Here is a 22,707-nt window from a genome sequence, read left to right on the forward strand (position 1 = left end):
GATCGCTCAGGCGGATCGTCTTACTTCAAAACCAGCGTCTCTCTCCCGACTTTCAGCATTGCCTCCCTGCCGGCGAGGAGCTCGACGAGTTTCAGGGCGAAGTCCATGGCTGTGCCCGGCCCCTGGCTCGTGACCACATTCCCGTCCACAACGACGCGCTCGTCCATGTACCGCGCGCAGGCAGACACCTCCTCTTTTCCGGCTGGATGGACCGTGGCCATACGGCCGCTCAGCACGCCGGCCTTCACGAGGACAGAAGGAGCGCCGCATATCGCGGCCACGTACTTGCCAGCAGTTGACATCCTCCGGACAGCGTCGAGCACGCGTTCATCTTTGCCGAGATTGATGAAACCTGGATTCCCACCTGGTAGCACTATCGCATCCGCCCTGCCGAGATCCACATGGTCGAAGGTGGTGTCCGGAATAACCCTGACACCATGTGATCCCTGGATCGGACCGTCCCTGAGGCCGGCGACCTCTACGTCGACTCCGGCGCGCCTGAGAATATCAACCACTGTCACAAACTCAATCTCCTCAAAGCCCTCAGCAAGCGGCACCACAACCTTCATGGCAGAACCTCCAGATCGAATATGATGGAAGGGCACATATATTTAATGGGCGCATATTTGCAGTTTATTCCTCCCATGGGAAACCCTTATATTGCAGTCAAGCCCAAGCCAGCCTGAGTTTGGGGCCATAGGGTAGCCTGGTATCCTACAGGACTGGGGGTCCTGTGACTCGCGTTCAAATCGCGATGGCCCCATAGGGGGACTGCTTTTTCATATGGGCTCATCGAATTAGCGGATTGATCTTCAGAGATCCAAACTCGGCTCAATCCGGATCCACGATAATTCGCAGAGATGGGTCTGCACGGGTTTTTGCCATCAGGGTGATATAGATGCTCAAGATATCTGCCTCCACAGATGCCGTGGGAGATACGTCAACTACTCCGGCCTGAAGACCGGAGCTTGTCCCTGGCGCCATGCGGAGAATCCTACATGTCCGAGACAATAGGCCGGTTGACATCACAGGATAGAGCTCCGAAGAGCGGCGACCCTGGAGACGCTCCTGGCCTCAAATGCAGGTTTCAGCTTCCGCATTAGATGCGGATTCGGAGCGTTCCAAAATGCTTGTCATCATTCCGTGCAGGAACCGTTTCTCCGCTAAGGAGTGTCTTGTGGGGTCAGAAGGCATCTCAGGAGAAAGTAGTAGGAACAGAGATATATCTGTTTCTGGGTGGGGTACGCTCCTCCACGCCCGAATTGCAGGGTTTCCTCTACCCCTTCACCCCAGGAGGTTCTATGAAGTTCGACGTTGCTGTTGTCGGTGCCTCGCCAGCAGGGCTCTCCGCTGCAGCAAGCTCTGCCCGCACCGGCGCGAGGACCGTGCTGTTTGACAGGAATCTCGCATCGGTGCCGAACGCCAACACTGTATTCGATGGGATGGCAGCTGCTGCATCTCTGAATGTGGATCACTTCTCCATCCACCAGGTCATAGGCATGCGGCTCGTATCCCCCTCGGGACGCATTCTTGAGATAGATGCGAGAGGCCACTTTCTGGACAGGAAGAGGTTTTACGCTCATCATCTGAACTTCGCAGCAGACTGCGGAGCTGAGATCGTCGAATCAGAAGTCAGATCTGTTTCGAGATCCGCAGATGGTATGGAGCTTTCGCTCTCCTCCGGAGATGTGATCGATGCCATGATCGTCATAGATGCTGGTGGTGTGGATTCCAGGCTTGCATCATCCATGTTCAAAACCATGCGTCATCCCGAGGACGTGGCCTGGGCTGTGGAGGTCGATGTCCGATATCCGGGCATTGGGGAGGAGTATCGATTCGAGTACTGGGTGGGGAGCATAGCACCTGGATGGAAGGCCACATTCTCTCCGGCAGGCGACGACATGGCAACGCTGGGAGTCTTTGTGAGGCGGCATGGTAGAGATGTCCAGAGGTTTCTGGATTTGTTCATAAGGAGGTTCATCAACAGAAGGGCTGGTTCGTACCCCGGCATCGAGCGAATGGAGATCCTGGAGACCCGGCGTGGAGGAGACCCGATCGCAGCGCTCCCTGGTAGAATTGTGGATAAAGGCATCATGGTCACGGGCGGGGCTGCAGCCCAGAGCGGGCTTGCGTACTCGATGCGCGCAGGAGAGATATGCGGAGAGGTTGCAGGCAGAGCTGCACTCGCCGGGGATGCATCCAGGAAGCGCCTCTCAGAGTACAGCAGGAGATGGTGGCGGGAGCTCGGTCCTCAGTACGTCCTGGGAAGGGCATCGCTTGAGACATTGAGATCGATGAGCGATGCGGAGATCGACAGGCTCTTTCTAGCCCTCTCCGGCCGCAATCTGCTGGTACCCGGAGGTCTGTGGAAAAAGAGCGCAAACGCATTTCTGAATGTGACAAGATCCGTGCCGGGCATGCTGCCGCGATTTCTTCTAAATCTGCTGCGCTTTTGAGATCTCAGGAGCACTCACTTCCGGCTCTGCTTCTCATCCCACCACCCGATCTTCGCATCCGGAACGCAATCAATCCCCGGGGAGTACGGCTTTATATCGATCAGCGGCGTGCCGTTCAGAGCATCCAGACCTCTCACCCGCAGCCTCCTCCCCTCCACAGATAGCAGCTCTGCGACGCTGAATGCCACCGGATTCGGCCTATCAGGGGATCGAGTTGCGAAGACCCCATGGACACGTCCGTCATGAGGCGGCACGGCCCTGAGCCTGGTCCTGTCTGCCCTGTCCAGCCAGTACAGAACTATGAGATGCGTGCACTTGTCGAGATCCATGAGCCCCTCCTCAAACTCGGGGAAGATCTCTATCTCGCAGATCTCTCTTGAGACCCTGCCCTGATGCGGCGCCTCGGCCCTGCTGCTGAAGGGCGTGCGGATCACCCCAATGGGTCTAAGCACCATGTTGCTCTCCATCTCTCTGCTTTCCATAGTATTATCCTCACATCCTTCGATTCACATAGGTTTTAACAGCCTGTCGGCGATCTCTTCCATGATCCCTGCATCTGGCAGTGCCTCGCCGGTAAGGCTTGCTCTGAAGATATCCTTTCTTTTCGGTATCACGCCGATGACTCTGTCCCTGTCGATCATATCCAGGATATCCTCAGAATCCTCATCGATCCTGTTCACTATGAAAAGCACATCTTTTCCAATCTTCCTGCCCATTTCAGCTATCTTCCCAGAAAGCTGTACAGATTCGTAGCATGGATCTATGACTGCGACGATCTTATCGCAGCCGGCCTCCACTCCTCTCCCGAAGTGCTCTATTCCGGCATCTGTATCCACGATCACATGCTCCCCATCGGTCCTGAGCTTCTCCAGAAACTCCCGGGCGAGGGCGCCCATGGGGCACGCGCACCCCTCGCCGAAGTCGTGGATCTTGCCTATCGCCACGAGCTTTATCATCTCATCTCCAACCATGACATCAGGTGGTATATCCCCCACCCGAAACTCCTCAGGAATTATGCTGAGCGCCTCTCTCCTCTCAGATCTTATGAAACGCATCAGCCTCTCGCTTAGCGCCCTCTTTCCTCCGAGAGATTCCATGAAGTCTCTCGGCTGATCAAAGCCGAGCATCCTGTAGATGCCGAAGTTCGACTCATCGGCATCGACCACAAGAACCCTTGTGCCCCTCCTGGCAATCTCTCTTGAGAGGAGAGCTGCAACGGTGCTCTTGCCGCTCCCGCCCTTGCCGCATATCAGTATCTTCATATACACCTCCAAAAAAATTTCAGGCCAGGAAGGCCAGCTTGTTCAGCGGGATCGGCACCCCGCTTCCCACGCCGTTCTTGGTGTAGAAGAGATCGACCTTCCCGTCATGCGCCCAGTATGTTGTTGGATAGTACAGCGGAAGCGCTGGGAGTTTCCGTGCATAGACTTCCTGTATCTCGTTCACCAGCTCTCTCCTCTTCTCCGGATCCATCTCTGCGATCTCTCTCCTCAGGAGATCACTCAGCTCCGGATCATCGTATCTGGCGCTGTTGAATCCAGCTCCCGTGATCACCTTGTTCAGTATCGCCGGATCTCCGCCCATCCCGCCATGGCCGCTGAGCGCTAGATCGAATTTCCACTCGTTGACCGCGTTATCAAGGGTCTTCGAGTCGACGCTGCGCATGTTGACCTTTATGCCCGCTGCCTCCAGGTCGTTCTTTATGAGCTCGCCAGCACGCTCGTTGCTGGATGTGACAAGAAGCTCCACCTCCAGCGTCTTTCCGTCCTTCTCGAAGAATACTCCCTTCTTCTCATAGCCCATCTCCTTCAGCAGATCTCCCGCCTTCCCCGGATCGTGGGCGTACTGCTCAACATCAGGATTGTACCACTCGCTGTCAGGCGCGAAGAGGCCGGGACTTGCGGGAACACCGTATCCACGCTGGGCTATCTCGACGAGCTTCTCCCTGTCTATGGCGTATGCAAGGGCCTGTCTGAACCTCACATCGGAGAAGGGCTCCTTCTTGTGGTTTATCATCAGCTTCGCGAGCCAGTCGTGAGCGCTCTCGAGAACGACGAAGCTGCTCCTGAGCCCATCAGCGACCTCTGGAGGCACAGAGGCTGCATCGACCTCGCCGCGCCTGAGCGCCGGGCCGGACATCTCCGCGCTCAGCTTGACAAACTTCAGCTGCTTCACCTTCGGGGCGCCCTGGTAGTAATCATCATTCGCCTCGTATAGGTAGGTTCCCTGAGCCTTGCTGTAATCGACAAGCTTGAAGGGACCGGTGCCTGTAAGCGCCTTTGCATCCTGGAAATCCTCCGGATTTGTCACATCACTGTAGATGTGCTCCGGAAGGATCGGCAGCGTGCCTGCGACCTGGTCCAGGAAGGGCGCATACGGCTTCGTCAGGTAGATCTTCACCGTGTGATCATCGATCTTCTCGGCTCTATCCACACTGCTGCTGTCGACCCACTGGTACGGATGCTCTTTTATGTAGTTGATTGTGAAGACAACATCGTCCGCTGTGAACGCCTCCCCATCATGCCACTTCGCATTCGGATTCAGCTTGAAGAGGTACGCGTTCTCATCCTTCAGATACTCCCAGCTCTCTGCAAGCGCAGGCACGAAGCCATTCTGATCCTTCCAGACCAGGGTATCGAAGATGAAGCTCATCCGCACGTATCCAGGACCTCTGGAGTAATGGAGATACGGCGATGGGTACCCCCAGTCCCCGGTCGTGTCCGCTATCGTGTATACCGGAATATCCTCTGCAACTGCCGGCAGAAGGAGCGATATCAGCACGGCAGTGCAGAGGATCTTTATCCATCTGCTCATATCCTACATCTCCTTTTTGTCATATTAGTATGAGAATTTCTCTGCATATATGAAGTCTTGTGTCATTAAATAGTATCTTTGATGCAACATCTTATAATAAATCTGGTTCAGTAATTCAATCTGGCGAATAAAGTATCCGGGTTATTGAATTGCATCACAAGTTACTAAATAGATGGGAGCGGTGAAGGCCTTCGCCTCACATCACTCCTGCAACCTTGAGGGGATGCATGCCAGCGTTCTGGAGCTGAGCCAGCCTGTTCTGGTCGACCTGGAACCTCTTTATAACGCTCACCGCGACCTCCGGCTCATCCCAGTAGTCCATCATGCGAAGATCCATGACAAGCTTCGGCGCCCAGGTGGGTCCCTTCCAGTCCTTAGTCCCTGTGAGCTCATACATCCTGGTCCAGTTGAAGCTCAGAACCAGTGCATCTCCCTGCTTCGCGGTATCATTCCATCTCACGAATATCCCCGCGACGTCGCTCTGGTTGTACTTCGCCTTGAGTGCGTTCTTCTCCGTATCAGTAAGAGCCATGACGAAGATGCCGCTCTTCCCGACTGTTGCATCCCAGAGGATCTGGAGCGCGTCATCCTTGCACCATGGGGGCACTGCTATCACCTTGTAGCTCTCAGCGCTGCTGTTTATCGGCAGCTCCTTCTCCACGTACTTCGCGATCATGTAACCGCTGGTGACCCCAGGGCAGAGATGATCGTGGAATGACGCAGCCTGAATGAAGTCAAAGCTGGCGTTCCTCGCCCACACATTTGAGATGCCCACAAGCGAGAACTCGTTTCCGTCGAAGATCCTCTCGTTGAACGTCCTGTTGCCCTCATCGCTGTTGTTCAGCATGTAATCGAGATCCACGTTTGCCTTTGAGATCCTGGAGAACACAGCGTCATCAGGCGCAGACCTTAGTTCCTCCGGGCGCATCGAGAGCGCCTCTGGTTTCACCTGCAGATACAGAGCCTCTCCGTTCTCCCTGTTGAAGAAGTAGAACCAGAGCGGCTTCCAGTGGGGCCTCAGAACCTGAAAGAGGTTTCCGTCGCCCTGAGAGCATCCTGTGGTCTCTGAGAGGCCCTTCAATGCCTTCTGGGTGGTCATGCCTGAGACGATCGCATAGCCAGCATTCGTCAGAACAAGTATGTTCCCATCGCCTCTCTCGAAGGATAGCTCGCTCATAGCCTTCTCCGCAGCTTTGACACCAACCCCCTGAATCACGCCATCATCTGCAAGCGCACACGATATCAGGAGAATGGTGATGCAAATACTGCCCAAAACTCTCATCACATCATCACCGAGTTTCGTATCAATATACTACTATTTAAGATTAATCTTAACAATTGTAGCAAGAAATGATTATTTGGTTCTACTTTTCAGATGAAAGCTACCACCTCTGCTGTATACCTTCAATCGGTTTGTGTGCTCAGATCATTGAGCCCGGCAGCAGGTGACATCGCAGGATTTGTGATCCTCAAGCAGCATCGATCGCCAAAGCTTTTTATGTTCCCGGAGAGACTCGCTCTCATGGAGATACTCGCAGATGTTGGCGGCAGGCCCGGCATCGATTGCGGTGGCTTCTGCGCCTACTGCTACTTCAGGGGCGTGAAGCCGGTTCCGCCCTTTGGCTGCAAGCACTGTCTTCCTTTCAGGAAGGGCTGCGATTACTGCACAAGGGCCATAATCGAGGGTTACCCGGGCTTCAAGCCGCTTGATGCGGTTGTATTCGATGTCGCCCAGGCCTCTTATGGCGCCAGGCCGGACAAGGTGACCATAAGCGGTGGTGGAGACCTGAGCTGCTACCCGGATCTCCTGAAGCTCGTGAGAATTCTTGGTCAGAAGAACGTACCGGTGCATCTGGGCTACACCAGCGGCAAGGGCTTCAGGCGGGGAGATGAGGCAGATGAGCTTGTGGACGCAGGCGTCAGAGAGGTCTCATTCACCGTCTTCGCCACAGATCCCGAGCTGAGGCGCAAATACATGCATGATAAGCATCCTGAAGCAGCACTCTCGAATCTCAGGATATTCTGCGAGAGGTGTGATGTATACGCGGCAGCTGTCCTGCTGAAGGGTGTGAACGATGGAGAGGTGCTTGAGAGAACATGTCAGGATCTCGAGGATATGGGTGCAAAGGGACTGATCCTGATGAGGTTCGCAAACCATCCTGAGCAGGGATTGATACTTGGAAACGCGCCCATAATCCCCGGGCAGGATGTCCACACCGTCGAGGAGTTCAGGGATACCGTCACAGAGATGAACCGGAGGTACAGGATCAGGATAACCGGAACTCCGCTGTGGGATCCGGAGACGAAGGCGCCATTCTCCCTGGCTCACAAAACCGATAGACTGAAATCTCTTCCGGAGCTGAGGAGATCTGCGACAATCATCACAGGATCAATAGCTGCTCCGCTGCTGGAGAGGATATTCTCCGCCCTCGGTGGAGATGTGAATGTCGTCGCCACAAAGAAGGATGTCGCATGCCTCATGACCATAGATGATCTCAAAGACATCGATCTCTCCAGGGTCAAGAGGACTGTCGTCATTCCGGGGAGGATGCTTGCACATGAAAGGGAGGTGAAAAAGGAGCTCTCGAGGGATGGTATCGACAGGCTGATCGTGAGAGGGCCGGACAGGCTCACGGTCGATGGCGAGATGAGCATCTCCATGACAGAGGAGGAGGTCGTGGAGCTCGAGCTCGAGGCCTTCGCCGAGCTGATCGACGAGATCAACGCTCTCGGCGTGTAATAAGAATCGCGAATGCGGAGAAGATCGCGGATGCGAGGCATCTACACACTGATACTGGGCCTGGAGCACGGGATCAGAATAAAGGTGGGCTCGCTCGGCGAGATCATGTTTCCGGAGGGCTGCTACGCGTACACCGGCTCTGCCCGCGGCCCTGGCGGCTTCAGGCGGATAAAACGCCATATTGCCGTGATGAATGGAGAGAACGCCACGCGCCGCTGGCATATCGATTATCTTCTTCCATACGTCACTCTGAGGGATGTGATCACCACAGCAACTGATATGGATCTTGAATGTGAGGCTGCCAGGAGGATCGGCGTGAATTGCATCCCTGTGCCGCGTTTCGGATGCACCGATTGCAGATGCACGAGCCACCTGCATTACAGCTCGAGTTACACAGAGATCGTGTCCGCGTGCAGGGAAGCTCACAGAGATCTGCTTCAGGAGCTCTGAGCCGTTCATAGAACCTCCTGGGGTGTAGGGGTAGCGGAAACCCCGCTCTTCAGGGCGGGGAGGAGCGTACCCCACCCATATGCATCGGAATATCCAAATAGTGTATGAACGTATTCTTCAATAATGCTTCAGACTCTGATGGTCAGGCTCGATCCAGACGAGGAGCAGTACAGGATCCTTTTGGAGACGATGCACCGCTTCAATGAGGCATGTAACTACATTGCGGAAGTAGCGTACTCCATCGGGAAGGCTAACAAGTACGTGGTCCACAAGGCAGTTTACTACGACGTTAGGAAGCGATTCGGTCTCTCCGCACAGCTCACAGTCAGAGCGATCTCCAAGGTTGTTGAGGCATACAAGCGAGACCGATCTGTTAAGCCGCATTTCAGGCCTGATGGCGCGGTCGTGTATGATCAGCGCATACTCTCCTGGAAGGGACTTGAGGCGGTCTCGCTGACAACACTTGAAGGCAGGCAGCTTATCCCCGTCAGGATCGGTGACTACCAGAAAGCTCGAACGGATCGAGTCCGTGGACAGGCAGATCTTATACTCAGAAACGGTGTCTTCTATCTCGCTGCTGTCGTTGAAGCTCCAGAGGAGACTCCCTACGAGCCCAGGGGAGTTCTGGGTGTCGATCTCGGAATCAAGTATATCGCTGTCGATTCTGATGGCGAGATACACAGCGGCGAGAAGCTCTTGGAGACCAGAAAGCGGCTTGATTCGCTCAGAGCTAGACTCCAGAGCGTGGGTACCAGATCTGCTAAAAGGCATCTCAAGAAGCTCTCCGGCAGGATGAAGCGATTCACCAGGGATGTCAACCATCGCATCTCCAAGCATATAGTCGCGAAGGCCAAAGACACTCTCCGCGCAATCGCTCTTGAGAACCTCAAGGGCATCCGGAGAGCACCGGTTGGAAAGGCTCAGCGTCGCGACAAACACGCCTGGAGTTTTGATATGCTGAAGAGATACATCCCCTACAAGGCGAAACTGCTCGGTGTGCCGGTTGTGTTCGTGGATTCGAAGCATACGTCCCAGACATGTCCCTCCTGCGGACACGTTTCCAAGAGCAACCGCCCTGCCAGAGATTATTTCAGATGTGAGTCGTGCGGCTTCGCTGGGTTCGCAGATCACATCGCTGCGATCAATATTGCGTCCAGGGCTGCTGTCAACCAGCCTATTGTAGCGGTGCATATGCATCAGTTACAAGCTCCGGTCTTCAGGCCGGAGTAGTTGACATGGCCTCCTGAATCAACAGCATTTTATTCCCAGCTCATACGACAGGACAAACGCGCATGCAGCCGTTAAACGGGCAGAACCAACTGCAATCGCCTCAGCTCAGCTACACTGATTGCAGGATGATAGCATTTGGCACAGGCTTTGGTGCCGGATCACCGGCAGCTGCGCCTAGATATCATCCACGAAGACCGGAGCTGCTCCCGGATTTCCGTCAGGATAGCCTTCTCAGCTCCTCAAGCAGCAGCGCCTCCTCATCGCTGAGCGGCGGCTCATCATCATCCTGGATCGTATCTACGACCTGACGTATGGCTATCCCCACCAGGAGCCCTTTGAGGAAAGATACTCGCTCCTCATCAACGATGGATGACACGACCCTGTGGATGTATCTCTCCAAAGTTGTGCCGGGTATCGTTCTGTACGAGTTCAGCTCGTACACAACGCTGAAGATCTCGTCCTCGAGGAATCCGAGACTTCTGAGGAAATCTGCGATATCCACCTCGTCCGAGCCCTGCGTGGCCACATAGCCCGTGTAGCCATAGTTCATGCTTAATCATTAAGTTTTTAATGTATATAACCTTAGCTGAGGCTTGAGGATGTAGGAGCATTATCTCGCTCAGGGCATGCAGCATATAGAGTTTCTGCTCTCAGGACTTCTGCATGTAGGCGCATGTGCTTCAGCGCAGCTTGTTCTTGTCGCTGCAGCTCGGTGCCGGATGCGTGCATGTTGATCAGCAGCGCTCATCCTGCACAGGCCATCTAATGCAGCTCTCTCCTGTTCAAGCCCAAGGTGGTGTGCTCGAATAACTGAATGATTCTGCTGAAAGCGACAGCTATGGACGAGATGCAACGTCAACTACTCCGGCCTGAAGACCGGAGCTTGTCCCTGGCGCCATGCGGAGAATCCTACATGTCCGAGACAATAGGCCGGTTGACATCACAGGATAGAGCTCCGAAGAGCGGCGACCCTGGAGACGCTCCTGGCCTCAAATGCAGGTTTCAGCTTCCGCATTAGATGCGGATTCGGAGCGTTCCAAAATGCCTATCGTCATTCCGTGCTGCAACCGTTTCTCCGCTATGGAGTGTCTTGTGGGGTCAGAAGGCATCTCAGGAGAAAGTAGTAGGAACAGAGATATATCTGTTTCTGGGTGGGGTACGCTCCTCCCCGCCATGAATGGCGGGGTTTCCGCTACCCCTACACCCCGAGAGGTTCTAAGACCGTTCGCGATATCTTCAGCGCTAGGTACATCTCTTCGCGCGCAGCGTTGTTTGAATTCGGATATCATCCGGAAGATTTAAGTAAGTAAATTTGTCTATACTCAAAATATCTGGATAAAATCCAGATGCCATATAGCACCCGGTGAGAGGGTCTCCTCCCTGGATCTGCGTCCAACCTCTCACCCAATTCCAAATATTTTGCGTGAAGCTTGGTGTTCTGCTGAGTGCTTGAATCAACTGATGTTGCAGAAATCAATAGCAGGTGCTGAACTCAAATGCTTCCGACGCCATATGCACTACCACCCAGTGCGTATGTGTGAGTGTATCACGAAGGCAGAATGCACTGGTGACTTCCTCTCAGGCCTGAAGACCGGAGCTTGCGCCCTGTTATTCTCTGTCAGCAGAATACGGTTGCACCGGGCAGCTGGATAAACCGAATGCATCACATGGTTTTCTTGCCATCTCCAACACCTATTTTAATATAGATGTTTTAACCGGAATACCATGGAAGTCTCTATAGAGGTGACAAGGAGCCCTGCATTCCGGCAGGTCTACGCGATAGGTGCCATTGGCGGTCACAGCCCGTATGATTTCAGAATATCCTTCTACAACGATTCGCCGAGAGCTTTCATAGAGGGCGGCAAGCAGCTCAGCGCGGTCGAGAGGAGCATGGAGGTTGAGGTCATACTCTCACCGCTGGCAGCAAAGGAGCTTGCTGAGTGGCTTATGAACCACATAAGGGAGTATGAGATGCTCTTCGGGGAGATCAAGCGCCCCGGGAAGCCGAAGGAGCCAGAGAGATCATCGCAGCTACAGGGTTACCTGTAGGGGGGAAGGGATGCACACCAAGGAGAAGATCCTCATACACAAGGGCATAGACATGGTGAAGCGTGGGATGTATGATAAGGCCCTGGAGTACTACGACAGAGCGCTTGAGATCAACCCGAACAGCTCAGATGCCTGGAACAACAAGGGGGTCGCACTCTACCGCCTGGACAGGGTCGATGAGGCGCTCCAGTGCTACAGCAGAGCTCTGGAAATCGATCCCGGTAACTTGGATGCGATGAGGAACATCGCGTTCGTTCACCGCGCCCTTGGCGACCTGGAGAAAGCCCTGGAGCTCTACGAGACCGTTATGGAGAGGGGCGGGGATGCCTACGACCTGGAGGCAAAGGCCACCATACTTGTGGCGCTGGGCAGGTTCCAGGAGGCGATCGAATGCATCGGCAGGGCCTATGAGATGACCCCTGACCCCAGGTTCGAGGTCGAGATGGCAGCGATAATCGGAAAGGTCCAGGCGATGGAGGATCTCGCTCAGGAGAGCAGCGGCTCTGAGCAGAGCGGAGGGTGAGATCAGTTCGAAGCTCCGACTATGGAGGGCGCGCATGAAAGGATTCATAATGATAAATGTCGAGCCAGGCTCTGAGAAGCAGGTTTTCGACTCCCTTCAGAGGATTAGAGACATACGGGAGGTAGTGCCGGTTTACGGTGAGTACGACTTCATAGCGATAGCAGATGTCGAGGCGATATCAGATCTCAACAGAATAGTTCTATCGGTTCGCGAGATACCCAGCGTGACGAACACAAGAACGATTCTCGGCATGGAGCTAAAGTTCTAGATGGCAGATCTTCCCAGGGGCATATTCCCGCTGTACCTCTCGGTATTCGTCTCAGTTCTTGGATTCTCGCTGGTGGCGCCGATATTCCCTCTGTATGTCCTGGATCTGGGGGCAACCCACCTCATGCTGGGGATGATCATCTCCGTATACGGCGCGGTTCAGCTGCTGACGCAGATGCCCGCTGGCAGGCTCTCAGATCTGAGGGGAAGAAAGCCGGTTCTTCTCATCGGGCTCCTGACATTTGCGATAATGCCGCTGCTATACATTTATGCATCGAATGCGTATCAGCTCCTGCTGATAAGAATCTTCGGCGGCATAGGAGCATCGATGGTCTGGCCGGTCGCCATGGCCCTCATAGTGGACTGTGTGGATCCATCCCACAGGGGCCTTGCCATGGGCTGGTACAACGCATCATTCTACTCCGCTTTGGCTGTGGGCCCGGTCATCGGTAGTCTTCTATATGGAAGCTTTGGAATAAAGGCGCCATTCGTCTTCTGGAGCCTGTTCGCAGCCGCGGCCCTTCTCATAGTGATCTTTGTCGTCAGAGAGCCGCCAGTCAGGAGCGGAGTGCTGTCCACAAATCCACGCAGATCCCGCTTGATCATAGATGGATCCATGATAACTTTCATCATATGCTGCAGTGTGGTGATGCTCCCCGGCCTGATAGGGGGATTCAACATGACGCTGCTGCCGGAGCTGGCGCTTAGCGTCGGTGTGGGTGTCACTCAGCTGGGCATCCTGTATCTGGCGTATGCGGGCAGCAATGCCCTATCCAATATATACTTCGGAAGGGCAGCAGATATCGGCCATCGCAGGCTTCTCATAAGCGGTGGCTGTTTCGGATGCGCTCTTGGGTTCGCGGTGCTCGGCCACGGCCCAGGGCTTCTTCCGCAGCTCTTTGCCATGGCGCTTCTCGGCATGAGCTCCGGAATGTGCACGCCCGCAGCAGCTGTGGTGGTCTCTGATGTCACAAGCCCTGAAAGGAGGGGAGAGATCTTCGGGATCTTCAACACCTCCAGAATGCTTGGAGTTGTCATCGGACCGATAATAGCCGGCCTCACAGCGGATCTCAGCGGCCTGGGAGGATCTCTAATGGCATTCCTTGCTGTAACGCTGATGATCTCAGTCATGACGCTGAGCCTGAGGGATATATGACATTCAGAGCCGATCGGCCTGCGTCTGGTGAGATTCCCTTCAGCACCCCCTGAGGCCTCTTCGGGAGGAAAGCCCGTCCCCTTCAGGAGTTATCTTGCACAGATCGACAGAGATAAATTGCGTGAGGATTCATAGCAGTTTAAGAATCTGGTCGTGGGTTTGAATCACCGAAAAGAACTGTCAGGTCAGGAGCTGCCACTGCACGAGTGTGATGCAAAATGCTCCGGAACGGCGCTAACGTACACGGTCCGGAATTCATGGTTGGCATAAACCACATAACAGACTAATCAGAGGGAGCATGAAGATCCATTGGAGTTCAGCTCCCCAAGCCAGACAGCTGATAAAATGAGGTGGATGGCGTGGAGATCGTTCTGGGGATAAGCGGCGCATCTGGTGTTGTGTATGGAACAAGGCTGCTTGAGGTTCTGCGTGAGCGCTGCTTCGTCAACCTCATAGTCACCGAGGCTGCAAGAAAGATCCTGGAGATAGAGTGCGATAGATCGTACAAGGAGATGGTCTCTCTGGCGGATCGCGTATTCGAGCCGGACGATCTCACATCGCCAATCGCAAGTGGCTCCTATCTTTTCGACGCGATGGTTGTGGCCCCATGCAGCATGAGAACGATGGCTGCGATAGCCTGCGGCATATCGGACACGCTCATCGCCAGGGTGGCTGATGTCTGTCTGAAGCAGAGGCGACCGCTTGTCCTGGTGCCGAGGGAGTCTCCGCTGAGCCTCATACACATCAGAAACATGCTCGCAGTCTCAGAGGCCGGGGGCATCGTACTTCCGGCATCGCCATCATTCTACTCCAGGCCCCGGAGCGTCGGGGATCTGGTGGACACGGTGATCTGCAGGATTCTGGACATTCTGGGGATAGATAACAGCGTATCGCCCAGATGGCGCGGTTCCGGTGGAAATGCTTATAATGATACGGGTGAAGAGCGGTAGTAGGTGAATTGGATGAAGTGTCAACTCTGTGGGGTGGAGAAGGAGACATTTCCCGTAAAGGCGAAGCAGGTGACGATCTTTGGTCCCAAGGATACGACGTTCTACATCTGCCAGGAGTGCCTGGAGCTGAGCCATCAGGCGTACCTTGACAAGGAGTTCCTGCTGGTGAAGGGAGGGACCGGCGGTAAGGGTCACTGATGACATGCAGCCCAGCGCCCGCCTCTGGAACCGTGCCATGGAGAATGCAATTGTTAACAATAAACTTAAGTAGGATTCAGTCCTGGAGACCGAATGCAATCTTATAAATCACCATGGGGATTGATACTTTGGCACCTTTTATAGAGATCAAGGATCTGACCGTTCGGTTCGGTGATCTTGAGGTTCTGAGCAATATAAATCTCGAGATCGAGGAGGGTGAGTCTGTAGGGATCCTGGGCAGGAGCGGCGCGGGCAAGAGCGTTCTGATGCATGTCCTGAGAGGCGTGGAGGTATTTCCAGGCATAAGCGGGAGTGTTGTTTACCACATCGCAATCTGTGACCGCTGCGGCTATGTCGAGCCGCCGAGCAGGGTGGGCGGGCAGTGCAGATGCGGTGGTACTTTTAAGGCGTCTGAAGCTGATTTCGCAAAGCTTGGAATAAACGATCCTCTCAGGAGGGCGGTCGCCCGACGAATCGCCATAATGCTCCAGAGGACATTTGCCCTCTACGGCGATGAGAGGGTGATCGTGAACGTCATGAGGGCTGTGGAGGATACCGGTGAGACGATAAGCGTTCACAGGGCGGCAGATCTCCTTGACGAGGTCAACCTCTCGCACAGGATGATGCATGTTGCTAGGGAGCTAAGCGGCGGCGAGAAGCAGAGGGTTGTGCTCGCAAGACAGCTCGCAAAATCGCCGATGCTCCTCCTTGCTGATGAGCCCACAGGAACACTTGATCCGGCGACCGCAGCTCTGGTCCATGACTCCATAAAAAGGGCTGTCAGGGACTTCAAGATGACCATGGTAATCACCAGCCACTGGCAGGACGTGATGGTCGATCTGGCAGACAGGGCGATACTTCTCGATCACGGGAGGATACAGGCGATAGGCGATCCAAAGAAGATAGCGGACCAGTTCATCGCCATGGCGGGAGAGGTCGGGAAGAGGGAGCCGGTCGCTGTTGGCGAGCCGATAATCAGGGCCACAAACCTCTCCAAGAGATACATCAGCATAGATCGTGGCGTTGTAAAAGCTGTGGATAACGTATCCTTCGAGGTCTATGAGAGGGAGATCTTCGGCATAGTGGGCGTCAGCGGCGGCGGAAAGACCACGCTCTCGAAGATAATCAGCGGGCTCATAACCCCAACGAGCGGGTTCGCTTTTGTCAGGGTCGGAGACGAATGGGTGGATATGACCCTGCTGGGGGCAGATGGCCGCGGCAGGGCCACGAAGTACATCGGTGTGCTGCACCAGGAGTACACGCTCTACCCGTACAGAACCGTGATAGAGAACCTGACAGAGGCCATAGGGCTCTCGCTTCCATATGAGCTTGGCGAGAGGAAGGCGATTCACACGCTCACAACCGTCGGGTTCACAGAGGATGAGGCCGAGATGATCCTGAACAAATATCCGGACGAGCTCAGCGAGGGCGAGCGGCACAGGGTCGCCATGGCTCAGGTCCTCATAAAGGAGCCCAGGATAGTTGTTCTCGATGAGCCCACCGGCACAATGGATCCGATAACGAAGATAGAGGTGAGCAAGTCGATCCTCAGCGCAAGGGAGGAGCTGGAGGAGACATTCGTCATAGTGAGCCATGACATGGACTTCGTCAGCAATGTGTGCGATCGCGCTATGCTTATGAGGAATGGAAGAGTGGTATCTATTGGCGCTCCGGCAGATGTCCTGAAGCTGCTCACAAAGGAGGAGGAGCGCGAGATGCTGGGGAGCTGATCTCCAGCATTATGCCGGAATTCCCGGCGGCAAGGAGGCGTATGAGGGTCAGAGTAGATGGATCTGAGATATCTCTGAGGGATGGGGCCACTCTGGGGGAGGCACTCGAGGCAGCCAGCTCCACAGTCTCCCCAGGAGCTGTGATCGGCATAATAAAAGGACGCGGAGAGAAGGCGAGGGTCACAGACTCCTACTGGCTTGTCACAACCAAGGGCAGGATAAGGATAGATCTCCTGGATACAGGCCTGAAGGACGCATGGCATGAGGCGGTCGAGAGGATTGTGGGTCTGGAGGGGAGATGGTCGGATTCAGGTGCTGTCTCATTCGGGAACTTTCCATCGTCGATATCTCCGGGAAGGGGTGCCCACGAGTACAGCAGGTTTGATGTGATCCTCGGCGCCAGCGGCTTCGAAAACGAGAAGTCCCAGCTGATCTTCATCAAGCGCAGGCATTCCGCAGTCTACGGTGTGCCGTCTGAAAGCAAGGGAGTCTTCGCGAGGGTCGTCGGCGGTAAGAACATACTTGACAGGCTGGAGAAGAGCGACAGCATACTCAAGGTGGAGCCGATCGTCGAGTGGGAGGATCTGACCGAGAAGACTGTCACAACAGACATGTCGTTTCCCCTTGCTGACGGGATGGAGATCTACTCGAGGTTCGAGGTCGATCTCATCCAGGATGCCCCCAAGGGGGCGGAGTTCTTCCTTGCAGCGACGAAGGATGGAGCTCTGAAGGTGGATGCTGTCTCGAGCTCCTATATCTCCTCTCATATCCTCAAGGGCGAGCCGATAGAGTTCGAGCACAGGGAGCCGCGGCTTGAGGGTGCTGTTACGGTGAGGACCTCCGGGCGGGGACTCGGCCACATATTCATCTACAAGGCCGACAGGACATCAAACCCGAATCATTCTGTTGTTGGAAGGGTCACTGCAGGTCTGGATCTGCTGAAGCTCGCATCCCCAGGCCAGCGCATCACCGCAAGGGTCAGACCTGAGAGGTTCATGGTGCTGGGCATGCCGCTCAGGGATGCGATGGAGCTTGCCAGGTCGAGGGGCATAGAGCCATCTTTCGATGGATACTCCGGAGATGACGCGGTCGTCATCGAGCAGAACCCTCCAACGACCATGGAGGTTCTGAAGGCAGGTAAGGTCTTCCTGAAGGCGATACAGTCCTCCAGGCTGGTCAGGATAGAGCTCTACGACGATCTGGCCCCGAAGACGCTGGACTATTTCAGGCATGTTGTGGGGCTCAAGGAGCGGCCGGTGGGGCCTCTGCCGGTATTCTTTGTTTACGAGAACACGGTTCTGTTCAAGCCGGTGATCGACGCACTCAGGTACAAGGAGCTTCTGCCGGAGAACAAGCCCACAGGTCCTGTGCCTGCAGGATCGATAGGTGTCACAAACCAGGTGGCCAAGAGGACAGGGCTGATTGGAGTGAAGTTCGTCGAGGACAGGAGATACGGCCCCTCCGGCGAGAAGTTCGAGGGCACGAACATCATCGGCAGGGTTATTGATCTTGACAAGCTCAGGGATGTGAAGGAGGGGGAGATCGTGTACGTCATGGAGGAGAAGAGATGAGGGTTACGAAGTACGTGATAACATCTCCGGAGTCCGAGATCCTCCCCTCTGACATCGCCATGCACATCTACGGATCGAAGCGCGACGTCCATGTGAAGGAGACATGCTTCGGAGTGATCATAAACGGAGAGGAAAAAGAGATCGAGGATCTCGTCAGAGAGATAAGAGCCATGGATCCTAACGGGATCTTCATAAAGGACCGTGGGTTTCCCCCGGGAGATCCGAGAAGGTGCCGCGGGCACCGTGGTGGCGGGCCGAGGCCTGGCTTCTTCATGCTGGAGTGCGAGTCGAAGATGCTTCCCATGATATCAAGAGCACTTGAGGCAGAGAGCAGGAACGAGCCCATCCCAGAGGCTGTTCCTGAGAAGATGCCCCTGAGCATGGAACGACTTGTAGAGATTATTAAGGATGAGTTTGCCTGAGGTATCCTGATGGTCAAAGTCATTGTCTACCCTCCAACAAGCATGATCCTCGCGGATCTCGTCGACAGGATGGGGCACACGCCCCTGGTCATGGCGAACGAGATCAGAAATAAGATAGACACGCCGAGCCTTGAATCCCCTCCGCTGAACATCACACCCGAGGACCCGAAGAAGGGTTTGAAATACGCTGCTGTAGATGTGCCCTCAGGTGTTCGCGGGCGGATGTCTCTGATAGGTCCGATGATAGATGAGGCAGAGGCTGCGATAATAGTTGAGGACAACAACTGTCTTGTGGGATGCACTGGATGTGCCAGGACGAACGAGCTCACAAGGCTTCTGATAAAGATCAAGGGCATCCCGTTCATAGAGCTGAAGTATCCGAGGGACGATGGTGAGGCCAGGCGCTTCGTTCATGAGATCAGGACGTTCCTGGAGGGGCTCAAATGATCAGAATCGCTCAGCTTTCGTGTGGCGCTGAGTACAGCGGCATCCAGAGGGAACTCGAGAGGGCAGCTGAGATCGTAGGCGCGAAGATGATCTCGCCAGAGGTCTCGCTCGAGGATGTGATGGATGTGGAGAAACGCTTCGGCGTATCGGTTCCGAGTGGAGACCTCAACCTGATCATGGCAAGGGCGACCAGGCTGGTACAGAACCCGGAGCTCGCAGATGCTGTTTTCATCGCGACATGCTTCAGGTGCGCGGAGGGCGCCATCATCCGTGGAGAGGTCAGGCGCTACATCCATGAGCATTCGAGACTGCCGGTGCTGAGCTACTCGTTCACGGAGAGGACAACAGCAGAGACCCTGCTGACGAGAATGGAGGCTCTTGTGACGACGGCCAGGATGAGAGGACTGCTCGCCAGGGAGCGCCAGACAGGGCTCACGGCCGGCATAGACTCAGGCTCGACCACCACAAAGGCCGTGATAATGCGCGACAACCAGATCATAGGCACAGGCTGGGTTCCCACCACAGAGGTCATAAAGAGCGCGGAGGAGGCATTCCAGCAGGCCCTCCAGGAGTCGGGGGTGAAGCGCGAGGAGATCCAGGGCATAGGCGTCACAGGCTACGGCAGATTCCTCGTCGGCAAGCACTTCGATGCGAAGCTGGTCCAGGAGGAGATCACGGTTAACTCCAAGGGCGCTGTCTTCCTGGCGAACGCCCAGAAGGGGCCTGCAACTGTGATAGACATAGGCGGGATGGATAACAAGGCGATATCTGTGCAGGACGGCGTGCCCGGAAGCTTCACGATGGGTGGTATATGCGCAGGCGCCTCCGGAAGGTTCCTTGAGCTCACCGCAAGAAGGCTGGGCGTGAACATAACAGACCTGGGCAAGCTCGCGTTAAAGGGTTCGTACAAGAACGTGCCGATGAACAGCTACTGCATAGTCTTCGGCACGCAGAGCCTTGTCAACAGCCTCTCGAAGGGCGCGCGGCCGGAGGACGTCGCGATGGCTGCCTGCCACAGCGTGGCAGAGCAGGTCTTCGAGCAGCAGCTCCAGGAGGTAGAGGTGAAGCAGCCGGTGATCATGGTCGGCGGCACATCCCTCATTGAGGGACTGCCAAGAGCGATGGAGGACCTGCTGGGCATAGATGTCATTGTTCCGAACCACGCCCAGTACATCGGAGCTGTCGGCGCTGCGCTGCTCGTCTCCGGCATGCTGGAGGTCTGAGATGGATCCTCTCGAGGTCTACAAGGTGGAGGCTCCTGGAGAGGAGTTCGGCGCTGCGAAGTACCGCGAGATCATACTCGACATACTCCAGGATCTCGGCCTGGTCAGATCCATAGGCAGGCTTTACGTTTACATCGATATAGAAAAGCCGTATTTTGCTGTCTACGGCATGCTGCGCGGCTCGCTTCCGCCTCTGCGTGTTGGCGATGTTGCTGATGTTGTCAGGACCCAGGAGGGGTACCAGGTAAAGGTGAACGAGGAGGAGCATCTCGCTGACATGCTCAGGGTCCTCTGGGAGAAGTACGGGCGCGACAAGGTCGAGCAGCCGGACAGGGACCTCCTCACGGTCTCCTCTGATGTGAGCCCGGCTGATCTGATCGTGACCGATGTGGATGCTGAGTTCAGAAGAGACCTCACCGATGCCCTGATAAGAATAGCGCCTGAAGGCTTCAGAAACAGAAGGAATGAGATGACCGAGGACTCCTTCCTCTTCATCGCCTCTGAGGAGACGATAACACCGGAGCTGATCGAGGAGGTCAGGGATAAGATAAGGGGTATGGAGAATGCTTGAGCCTGTGATGTTTACCGGCGGTGTCTACAAGCACGACCTGGTCATAGAGCTCGTCGAGGACCTGGGTGGTTATCTGCTCCAGAAGAATGTGACTCAGAGCGAGGTGATCCTGCTCTTTCTCGTGCCTGCTGAGGACCTCAGGATCCTGGAGGATCTCACAAAGGAGCTCCGCGGAGAGCTCACCCGGGCGCCGCTTGCCGGAACAGAGGTCGCTGTGGTGACCCCGACACTGGCGATACACCACCTGCCGCACACAGCATGTGATGTCGCCGAGTATCTGAGGCGGAACGGGGCGAAGAGCAACATGATCGGCCTGGCCCGCGGAGTCGGGCGCGAGATCGCCCAGATAAACGAGTACGAGACGGCTCTGATAAACGAACATGATGCAGCCGTCTTCCTCTTCGGGAACTTCGCGAAATGCATAATCAAGAAGGAGGAGCTGTACAAGGGCATAAACATCCCCGTCGTCGTCACGGGCGGTCCGGAGATCCCGAAGGGGGAGATGCCGTACGCCTTTGAGTACGTATCCTCTGTGGGGAGGATAGCTCACAGATCCAAGAAGGCGAACGAGATCGGGAACCTGGACAGGATTGTCGCAGCCGTTGGCAGAGCACTCGACAAGATGCGTGCCGATATAGAGAAGGATCCTCTGACGACTTCTCCTCCAAGAGTGATGGACGCGGTTCGTGAGCAGGTTCCTGATATCGAGAGATCTTACTCGCCGCTCCCGATCGCTCTGAACCTGACGGGATGCAGGATAAAGCTTCCATATGAAGATTATCATGAGGCGATCGGATCTGTACGGTTTGACGAGGGTGTCAAGCTCAGAGAGATCGCACGAATAATGCCTTCAAGGATGAAGAGCTACACGCTTGTCAGGATACTTCCGGAGTCTGAGACAGGGATGGTGTTTTAGGGATATGCTTGAGGATGAGCTTAAGGGGATACTCGAGAGGGGTGTGGAGAGGTCTGCTGAGGAGATGCTAAAGACCATCGAGGAGCTCTACGGAGAGGTCCCTTACATATTTCACTTCATGAAGGACAGCCCGGAGCTTCTCGTGACAAAGGTCCTTCACAACAACGCGATCGTGCGCAGCTCAAAGCTCGACATGAAGACGATCGAGCTGATATCCATCGCTGTCAGCGCTGCCATAAGATGCAGCCACTGCCTGGAGATGCACATCCGTGTCGCGTCGAGGATGGGGATAAGCGATGAGGAGATCGCTGCTGCGATGTTCCTCGCGGCGAATCTCGTTAACGCGAGCGTCCTCGCGACCGCCACCCGGGAGCTCGATGAGGAGAGGGAGATCTGCAGGGCCTGCCAGATCGGAACATGCGAGGTGCATGGGAAGAAGTAAAGGTCAGAGGCTCTGAAATACGCTTTTTTGATAGAGAACAAACAGAGCGCAAACTCCAATCTTTGTAGTAAGCCCGTACGCAATATGGGGGAGCAACAATCGAGATGAGATCTGCCTACAGGTTCCGGCTGTATCCGACTGAGGATCAGATCAAAAAGCTAGAGGACACGCTGGAGACATGCAGGCAGCTCTACAACGATGCTCTGGCAGCGAAGAAGGAGGCATGGGAGGATGACCGCTACAATCTGACATACTATGAGATGGCGCATCAGATATCAACGAACCGCAAGAAAAATCAAGCTCTCGGAGCTGTATATGCCCATGTTCTCCAGGACGTCCTCAGACGTGTTGACAAGGCGTTTCAGAACTTCATCAGGCGGGTTAAGAACGGAGAGACACCAGGATATCCACGGTTCAAGGGCAGCGGATGGTACAAGTCGTTCACATATCCGGATGCCGGTATCGGCTACAAAATCGAAGGATCGAAGCTCATACTCTCCGGTATTGGCGCCATCCGGATATTCAAGCATCGAGAGATCAAAGGCAAAATCA

The 22,707-nt window shown here is 55.1% G+C and carries 25 protein-coding genes and 1 tRNA gene; 20 read left to right on the forward strand and 6 right to left on the reverse strand.

Going from position 1 to position 22,707, the window contains the following annotated elements; translation table 11 throughout:
* Nucleotides 1–20: 20 nt before the first annotated feature.
* Nucleotides 21–569: a DJ-1 family glyoxalase III gene (locus tag QFX31_RS07045; RefSeq protein ID WP_348531408.1), complete on the reverse strand. Its 549-nt coding sequence runs from the start codon at nucleotides 567–569 to the stop codon at nucleotides 21–23.
* Between the two features lie 121 nt (nucleotides 570–690).
* Here QFX31_RS07045 and QFX31_RS07050 point away from each other — a divergent pair.
* Nucleotides 691–763: transfer RNA gene (locus tag QFX31_RS07050), tRNA-Pro, on the forward strand.
* A 538-nt stretch (nucleotides 764–1,301) separates the two neighbouring features.
* Nucleotides 1,302–2,456, forward strand: coding sequence for an NAD(P)/FAD-dependent oxidoreductase (locus tag QFX31_RS07055; RefSeq protein WP_348531409.1), 1,155 nt, complete (start codon nucleotides 1,302–1,304; stop codon nucleotides 2,454–2,456).
* 14 nt (nucleotides 2,457–2,470) lie between these two features.
* Here QFX31_RS07055 and tsaA read toward each other — a convergent pair whose 3' ends face one another.
* From tsaA to QFX31_RS07075, 4 genes are all read right to left on the reverse strand, one after another.
* Nucleotides 2,471–2,938: a tRNA (N6-threonylcarbamoyladenosine(37)-N6)-methyltransferase TrmO gene (tsaA, locus tag QFX31_RS07060; protein ID WP_348531410.1), complete on the reverse strand. Its 468-nt coding sequence runs from the start codon at nucleotides 2,936–2,938 to the stop codon at nucleotides 2,471–2,473.
* A gap of 24 nt (nucleotides 2,939–2,962) precedes the next feature.
* Nucleotides 2,963–3,718 (reverse strand): P-loop NTPase, encoded by a 756-nt coding sequence (locus QFX31_RS07065; protein WP_348531411.1) that lies wholly within the window; start codon nucleotides 3,716–3,718, stop codon nucleotides 2,963–2,965.
* 19 nt (nucleotides 3,719–3,737) lie between these two features.
* Nucleotides 3,738–5,270 (reverse strand): ABC transporter substrate-binding protein, encoded by a 1,533-nt coding sequence (locus tag QFX31_RS07070; protein WP_348531412.1) that lies wholly within the window; start codon nucleotides 5,268–5,270, stop codon nucleotides 3,738–3,740.
* Between the two features lie 196 nt (nucleotides 5,271–5,466).
* A complete protein-coding gene (locus tag QFX31_RS07075; protein WP_348531413.1) occupies nucleotides 5,467–6,552 on the reverse strand; it encodes an FmdE family protein in 1,086 nt (361 codons plus the stop codon).
* A gap of 240 nt (nucleotides 6,553–6,792) precedes the next feature.
* Between QFX31_RS07075 and mmp10 the strand changes: the two genes are divergently transcribed.
* The 3 genes from mmp10 (at nucleotide 6,793) to QFX31_RS07090 (ending at nucleotide 9,690) form a co-directional block, all read left to right on the forward strand.
* The gene (gene mmp10, locus QFX31_RS07080; RefSeq protein WP_348531414.1) at nucleotides 6,793–8,010 is read left to right on the forward strand and encodes a methyl coenzyme M reductase-arginine methyltransferase Mmp10; all 1,218 of its coding nucleotides are present in this window, start codon (nucleotides 6,793–6,795) and stop codon (nucleotides 8,008–8,010) included.
* Between the two features lie 30 nt (nucleotides 8,011–8,040).
* Nucleotides 8,041–8,460 carry a GIY-YIG nuclease family protein gene (locus QFX31_RS07085; RefSeq protein WP_348531415.1) on the forward strand — a complete coding sequence of 140 codons (420 nt, stop codon included), beginning with the start codon at nucleotides 8,041–8,043 and terminating at the stop codon, nucleotides 8,458–8,460.
* Nucleotides 8,461–8,583: 123 nt separating this feature from the next.
* On the forward strand, nucleotides 8,584–9,690 hold the full coding sequence (locus tag QFX31_RS07090) for a transposase (protein ID WP_348531416.1): 1,107 nt from the start codon (nucleotides 8,584–8,586) through the stop codon (nucleotides 9,688–9,690).
* A 217-nt stretch (nucleotides 9,691–9,907) separates the two neighbouring features.
* On the opposite strand, the gene QFX31_RS07095 is transcribed toward QFX31_RS07090, so the two are convergent.
* The gene (locus QFX31_RS07095; RefSeq protein WP_348531417.1) at nucleotides 9,908–10,240 is read right to left on the reverse strand and encodes a hypothetical protein; all 333 of its coding nucleotides are present in this window, start codon (nucleotides 10,238–10,240) and stop codon (nucleotides 9,908–9,910) included.
* A 1,175-nt stretch (nucleotides 10,241–11,415) separates the two neighbouring features.
* Between QFX31_RS07095 and QFX31_RS07100 the strand changes: the two genes are divergently transcribed.
* The 15 genes from QFX31_RS07100 to QFX31_RS07170 all read left to right on the forward strand — a co-directional run.
* Nucleotides 11,416–11,739 (forward strand): DUF3467 domain-containing protein, encoded by a 324-nt coding sequence (locus QFX31_RS07100; protein WP_297757729.1) that lies wholly within the window; start codon nucleotides 11,416–11,418, stop codon nucleotides 11,737–11,739.
* Nucleotides 11,740–11,749: 10 nt separating this feature from the next.
* A complete protein-coding gene (locus QFX31_RS07105) occupies nucleotides 11,750–12,262 on the forward strand; it encodes a tetratricopeptide repeat protein (RefSeq protein WP_348531418.1) in 513 nt (170 codons plus the stop codon).
* 34 nt (nucleotides 12,263–12,296) lie between these two features.
* Nucleotides 12,297–12,530, forward strand: coding sequence for an Lrp/AsnC ligand binding domain-containing protein (locus QFX31_RS07110; RefSeq protein ID WP_297757736.1), 234 nt, complete (start codon nucleotides 12,297–12,299; stop codon nucleotides 12,528–12,530).
* Complete coding sequence (locus tag QFX31_RS07115; protein ID WP_348531419.1) at nucleotides 12,531–13,685, forward strand: MFS transporter; 1,155 nt, start codon at nucleotides 12,531–12,533, stop codon at nucleotides 13,683–13,685.
* Between the two features lie 359 nt (nucleotides 13,686–14,044).
* Nucleotides 14,045–14,635, forward strand: coding sequence for a UbiX family flavin prenyltransferase (locus tag QFX31_RS07120; protein ID WP_348531420.1), 591 nt, complete (start codon nucleotides 14,045–14,047; stop codon nucleotides 14,633–14,635).
* Between the two features lie 12 nt (nucleotides 14,636–14,647).
* The gene (locus QFX31_RS07125) at nucleotides 14,648–14,833 is read left to right on the forward strand and encodes a hypothetical protein (protein WP_296609510.1); all 186 of its coding nucleotides are present in this window, start codon (nucleotides 14,648–14,650) and stop codon (nucleotides 14,831–14,833) included.
* A gap of 128 nt (nucleotides 14,834–14,961) precedes the next feature.
* Nucleotides 14,962–16,563: a methyl coenzyme M reductase system, component A2 gene (gene atwA, locus QFX31_RS07130; RefSeq protein WP_348531421.1), complete on the forward strand. Its 1,602-nt coding sequence runs from the start codon at nucleotides 14,962–14,964 to the stop codon at nucleotides 16,561–16,563.
* Between the two features lie 41 nt (nucleotides 16,564–16,604).
* On the forward strand, nucleotides 16,605–18,134 hold the full coding sequence (locus QFX31_RS07135) for a methanogenesis marker 3 protein (protein WP_348531422.1): 1,530 nt from the start codon (nucleotides 16,605–16,607) through the stop codon (nucleotides 18,132–18,134).
* Nucleotides 18,131–18,556: a methanogenesis marker 6 protein gene (locus QFX31_RS07140; protein ID WP_348531423.1), complete on the forward strand. Its 426-nt coding sequence runs from the start codon at nucleotides 18,131–18,133 to the stop codon at nucleotides 18,554–18,556. The genes QFX31_RS07135 and QFX31_RS07140 overlap by 4 nt, the downstream gene beginning before the upstream one ends.
* Nucleotides 18,557–18,565: 9 nt before the next feature.
* Complete coding sequence (locus QFX31_RS07145; RefSeq protein WP_348531424.1) at nucleotides 18,566–19,003, forward strand: methanogenesis marker 5 protein; 438 nt, start codon at nucleotides 18,566–18,568, stop codon at nucleotides 19,001–19,003.
* A complete protein-coding gene (locus tag QFX31_RS07150; protein ID WP_348531425.1) occupies nucleotides 19,000–20,226 on the forward strand; it encodes a methanogenesis marker 15 protein in 1,227 nt (408 codons plus the stop codon). Before QFX31_RS07145 ends, QFX31_RS07150 begins: the two co-directional genes overlap by 4 nt.
* Before the next feature lies 1 nt (nucleotide 20,227).
* Complete coding sequence (locus tag QFX31_RS07155) at nucleotides 20,228–20,797, forward strand: methanogenesis marker 17 protein (protein ID WP_348531426.1); 570 nt, start codon at nucleotides 20,228–20,230, stop codon at nucleotides 20,795–20,797.
* Nucleotides 20,790–21,713, forward strand: coding sequence for a methanogenesis marker 7 protein (locus tag QFX31_RS07160; RefSeq protein ID WP_348531427.1), 924 nt, complete (start codon nucleotides 20,790–20,792; stop codon nucleotides 21,711–21,713). The genes QFX31_RS07155 and QFX31_RS07160 overlap by 8 nt, the downstream gene beginning before the upstream one ends.
* Nucleotides 21,714–21,717: 4 nt before the next feature.
* The gene (locus QFX31_RS07165) at nucleotides 21,718–22,155 is read left to right on the forward strand and encodes a carboxymuconolactone decarboxylase family protein (RefSeq protein WP_348531428.1); all 438 of its coding nucleotides are present in this window, start codon (nucleotides 21,718–21,720) and stop codon (nucleotides 22,153–22,155) included.
* Nucleotides 22,156–22,259: 104 nt separating this feature from the next.
* Nucleotides 22,260–22,707 (forward strand): transposase (locus QFX31_RS07170; RefSeq protein WP_348531429.1); only part of this gene is annotated, 448 nt, incomplete at its 3' end.

This window comes from Methanothrix sp. (assembly GCF_030055635.1).
Taxonomy (GTDB): domain Archaea; phylum Halobacteriota; class Methanosarcinia; order Methanotrichales; family Methanotrichaceae; genus Methanothrix_B.